This window comes from Flavobacterium sp. K77, assembly GCF_021608205.1.
Lineage (GTDB): Bacteria > Bacteroidota > Bacteroidia > Flavobacteriales > Flavobacteriaceae > Flavobacterium > Flavobacterium turcicum.
On the sequence record NZ_JAKIHO010000018.1, the window covers coordinates 1 to 4,227 of the forward strand.

Below are 4,227 nucleotides of genomic sequence, written 5' to 3' on the forward strand. Positions count from 1 at the left end.
CAGAAACCGAAAAGTGAAAAGTGAAAAGTGAAAAGTGAAAAGTGAAAAGTGAAAACTGTAAAACGAAACTTGAAAGCAGAAATCGAAAAGTGGAATCTGAAAAGTGGAATCTGAAAAGTGGAATCTGAAAAGTGGAATCTGAAAAGTGGAATCTGAAAAGTGGAATCTGAAAAGTGGAATCTGAAAAGTTGAAACCTGAAAATTGGTCAAGAAGAAAGTTTAAGCGGCATATAACAGCCGTCTCAAGCCATTGCGAATTTTCTCCTAAATTGACGCTTATCGTTTCGCAAGTTTTTTTATCTTAGCCGAAACTAATCGGTTCCGAAGTTCGCAACGGCGTGAGGCGTCGGGACGTTGGCAGTAATGTTGCCCGTGAAGAAGAACATATGATTAACAAAACCGAAATGTATTGATGAAAAAAATTATAAACATTTTAATACTAATAATGAGCTCACAATTGTTAATGAGTTGCGACCCTCCACACTTTATTAATTTTATAAATAATACTGATTCAACTGTAAAAGTAAAGTTTAATCTAAATCCTAAAGTTGAGAATTATGATTTGGAAAGAATAACAACTAACGATTCTATAGTTTTTAACATAAAACCAAAAGACACAGCAAATTTGCATTTTGGAATCGGAAGTTGGTCAGACAAACAAATTGAAGAATTAACAAGTTCAATCAATAATATCGAAATAGAAACTCAAAATATTAAAACAATTTATAAAACTAAAAAATCTATGGACGAAATTTTAAAAGAAAATCGACACGGATTTTGGTTTAAAACTAAAATAGAAATCAACATTGAATAAAAAACACTACTGCCAACACACGCTACAAGCAATTTGGGTATTAGGCATAATTTAAAGTTGGTTTTGTATTTGGAAGATTTGGCAAATCCGAATAATGGGCTTAATTTAGTCCCAAACTGCTTGTAGCGCGGGAACGTTGGCAGACAGTTTTAGACACATAAAACCTAATAAGAAACCACAAAAAAAGTAAAAAAATATGTATAGGATTTTAGTTGCGCTAATTATGATGAACTTGTATTCTTGCAAGGAAAAAAAAGAAGTTAACAAGATCGAGAATAATGATTTAGAAAACGCACATATTGGACCTGTTATTCCAGAAATTCAAGTAGTTGCTGATTTATTCAAACCTGAAAGAATGGAGCAAGATGAAATTGAAAATAAAACGGGAAAAAATAATTATAAGTATACTATAACAAATAGTGATTTATTAGATTCTGATTTGAAAAACACTAAAATGTATGCTGAACAAATAGTGGACAATTATTACAATTTTTTAATCAGAATTAATAAACCTTTCAATTATGATAAAATAATCGTGGAAATTAGACATCGAAATGGAAAAATTGATGTTTTTAAATATTCTGAAATTGAAATGAAAGAAATATTAGGTAAAAGAGTTGAAAAGCTAAACAAAAATAAATAATAAACCGATCTGCCAACAGCAGTTTGCAGAAATGGCGGGTTTTGGGCATAATTTAAAGTTGGTTTTGTACTTGCAAAGTCAGCGTTTAACCGAAAGTTTAGGCTTCCTTAATCCGCCACTTCTGCAAGCTGCGAAACGTTATGCGATAACTTCCCCAACATTGTCGCCAAACCAATCAAAGAAGAAATCTGATGGTAATGTTAGTTTTTCGCCTATTCTTTCCATTTTTTGTTCATGAGTTAATTCTGTTTTTGAAAGTTTTTCAAGTTCCCAAAATATCTCGTCAAGATATTCTGTGATTTTTTTTATTTCATTGTCTCTATTCATCGTATGTTAGTTTTAAATTCATTGCAGTTGCTTGCAAATGATAGATTTTAGGAACTTCTTCTTTTGTTTTAAACAATTCTTCAACTGGAACGCAAACAATTTGACAACCAATTTCATCACGTTCGTAATGTTTTAATCCTTTTGCAATTATGTAGTAAGTAATTGTTTTTGCTTCACAATCAATAACTGCGGATTTTTCGCTAATCATTCTAATTTTACACCAACCAAATAAGGCGTGAAAAACTCTGTCGTTTTGATTAAATTTTGTTTTCATAGATACTTAAAAAGTCATCGCATAACCGCTACTACAAGCTATTGCCGTATAGTGTTGTATTTAGTGATTGTTTTTTGTTTGGATAATTCAGGCTTTCTGAATTATTGTTTTATATTTGGTCGGCAACATCGTGTAGTACCAAAACGTTATAGGGCAGTTGCGAATTTACGCAGACATTAAGAATTAGAAATAAATTAATCTTCCGCTAGAGTTTTTGAAAGTAGAAACTTGAAAGCGAAACTTGAAAGCGAAACTTGAAAAGCTGAATCTGAAAAGCAAAATCTGAAAAGCAAAATCTGAAAAGCAGAAACTTGAAAGTGGAAACCGAAAAGCGAAACTTGAAAAGCAGAATCTGAAAAGTAGAAACTGAAAAGCAGAAACTTGAAAGTGGTAACCGAAAAGCGAAACTTGAAAAGCAGAATCTGAAAAGCAGAATCTAAAAAACGAAACTTGAAAGTGGAAACCGAAAAGCGAAACTTGAAAGGCAAAATCTGAAAAATAGAAACTTTAAAATATTCAACCGCCCTATAACAGCCGTCTCAAGCCATTGCGAATTTTCTCCTAAATTGACGCTTTCGTTTCGCAAGTTTTTTTATCTTAGCCGAAACTGATCGGTCCCGAAGTTCGCAACGGCGTGAGGCGTCGGGACGTTGGCAATAATTTTGTCGCCGCAGAAAATAGAAACCATAAAAACAGAAGAAAATTGTTCAATTTATTTAAAAGAAAAAAGAAAAGCGGTTGTCCAAATTGCTATGAAAAAGACATAATAAGTTTTGGAACTGACTATTTGGAGAACAAAATTATTTCTTTAATAAGTTTGATTGATGAAGTTGGTGGAATAAAAATCTATGAATGTGAAAAATGTAATACTCAATTTTACATTCACGGAAATATGTATGAAAGAATAATTAAAGGACAAATTGAACTTCTTAAAAATTGGAGTGAGAAAAGTCTAATTTGTTCAGAAAACTTAAAGAATGAAATTGAAAAAATTGGTCTAACTAATGATTGGAATTTAAGTAGAATTGCTCCTTGTAAAATTGAACTAAAAAATGGGGAAATATTTGAATATGTAACATTAAAAATTTCTAATGAACCACCATTAGGTTATCATTTGTCAACTTTTAAAAATATATTTTTTATAGATGAAGTTAAAAACATATCAGAAAGTGATTTTGGTGTTTCTTTAGATATTAGAAAACAAGCAGAAAAATCAGAAGAAAGAAGAATGGGATTTTATCCAACAGTTTTAAAGAACAATGAAGGCAAAAAATTTATTCTAAATGGAATTTCACTGTTTTTCGAAGCAAAAAACATAAAAGGTTCAGAATTAAAACTAGCAAATGAAGAATGGAATCACAATGAAGAATATATTTACGACATAAATAACAAAGCAGAAAAGACAATTCTTATCGCAAAAAAATAAAAACTACTGCCAACAGCCGTTTGGCAAGATTGCGAATTTTGTGGTAAATTCACGTTTGCGTTTCGCAAGAAATATTATCTTAGTGGAAAATAAACAGTTACGAAGTTAGCAACCTCGCCAAGCGGCGGAACGTTAGCAGTAATTGTAAAAAAAAAACGTAAAAAATGAAATCTAGTATAAAAATATTATTATTGATTTTAATTATCATCAATAGTACTTCATATTCTCAAAATAAAAAATTAAACCTTGTAGGAAATTGGAATATGACTGATTATTGGGGAAATAAATCCGATTTTATTTTAAGTGAAGACAATTATGCCTCGATGTCTGTAAACGGAGAATTTATTGATGGAAAAAACTTCATCATACATGGCGGAAAAAATGATGGTCAAAAAGGAGAAATGAAATATTTAATAAATTATGAAAAAACGCCTATTGAACTTGATTTAGTTGCGATGAAAGAAAATAAAGAAATGGGAAGAATTCTAGGAGTAATTAAACTAATAAACGAAAATGAGTTTTTAATGATTTGGAGTTTTGATGGAAAAAGAAATTCAGATTTTTCCGAAAATAATAATGAACAAATAATGACGGTAAAACGGAAAGGTTAAAAACAACTACTGCTAACACACGCTACAAGCAATTTGGGTATTAGGCTTAATTTGAAGTTGGTTTTGTATTTGGAAGATTTGGCAAATCCGAAAGATAACGCTGATTTAGTCCCAAACTGCTTGTAGCGCGGG

6 protein-coding genes are annotated in these 4,227 nt (G+C 30.9%); 4 read left to right on the forward strand and 2 right to left on the reverse strand.

Features of this window, described 5'->3' with window-relative positions; all coding sequences use genetic code 11:
• Window positions 1-412: 412 nt before the first annotated feature.
• Together L1S34_RS14575 and L1S34_RS14580 are read left to right on the forward strand one after the other, a co-directional pair.
• A complete protein-coding gene (locus L1S34_RS14575) occupies window positions 413-814 on the forward strand; it encodes a hypothetical protein (protein WP_236364795.1) in 402 nt (133 codons plus the stop codon).
• Window positions 815-1,010: 196 nt separating this feature from the next.
• Window positions 1,011-1,457, forward strand: coding sequence for a hypothetical protein (locus L1S34_RS14580; RefSeq protein ID WP_236364797.1), 447 nt, complete (start codon window positions 1,011-1,013; stop codon window positions 1,455-1,457).
• Between the two features lie 138 nt (window positions 1,458-1,595).
• On the opposite strand, the gene L1S34_RS14585 is transcribed toward L1S34_RS14580, so the two are convergent.
• Window positions 1,596-1,784, reverse strand: coding sequence for a hypothetical protein (locus tag L1S34_RS14585; protein ID WP_236364799.1), 189 nt, complete (start codon window positions 1,782-1,784; stop codon window positions 1,596-1,598).
• Window positions 1,777-2,058, reverse strand: a complete 282-nt coding sequence (locus L1S34_RS14590; protein ID WP_236364801.1) for a hypothetical protein — start codon at window positions 2,056-2,058, stop codon at window positions 1,777-1,779. Before L1S34_RS14590 ends, L1S34_RS14585 begins: the two co-directional genes overlap by 8 nt.
• 634 nt (window positions 2,059-2,692) lie before the next feature.
• Between L1S34_RS14590 and L1S34_RS14595 the strand changes: the two genes are divergently transcribed.
• Both L1S34_RS14595 and L1S34_RS14600 read left to right on the forward strand, forming a co-directional pair.
• On the forward strand, window positions 2,693-3,484 hold the full coding sequence (locus L1S34_RS14595; protein WP_236364802.1) for a hypothetical protein: 792 nt from the start codon (window positions 2,693-2,695) through the stop codon (window positions 3,482-3,484).
• A gap of 164 nt (window positions 3,485-3,648) precedes the next feature.
• The gene (locus L1S34_RS14600) at window positions 3,649-4,095 is read left to right on the forward strand and encodes a hypothetical protein (protein WP_236364804.1); all 447 of its coding nucleotides are present in this window, start codon (window positions 3,649-3,651) and stop codon (window positions 4,093-4,095) included.
• Window positions 4,096-4,227: the final 132 nt, after the last annotated feature.

Excerpts from the sequence above, each read along its gene's own strand:
- L1S34_RS14575 (WP_236364795.1), top strand. The coding sequence starts at position 413 with ATGAAAAAAATTATAAACATTTTAATACTAATAATGAGCTCACAATTG.
- L1S34_RS14580 (WP_236364797.1), top strand. The coding sequence starts at position 1,011 with ATGTATAGGATTTTAGTTGCGCTAATTATGATGAACTTGTATTCTTGC.
- L1S34_RS14585 (WP_236364799.1), bottom strand. The coding sequence starts at position 1,784 with ATGAATAGAGACAATGAAATAAAAAAAATCACAGAATATCTTGACGAG.
- L1S34_RS14590 (WP_236364801.1), bottom strand. The coding sequence starts at position 2,058 with ATGAAAACAAAATTTAATCAAAACGACAGAGTTTTTCACGCCTTATTT.
- L1S34_RS14600 (WP_236364804.1), top strand. The coding sequence starts at position 3,649 with ATGAAATCTAGTATAAAAATATTATTATTGATTTTAATTATCATCAAT.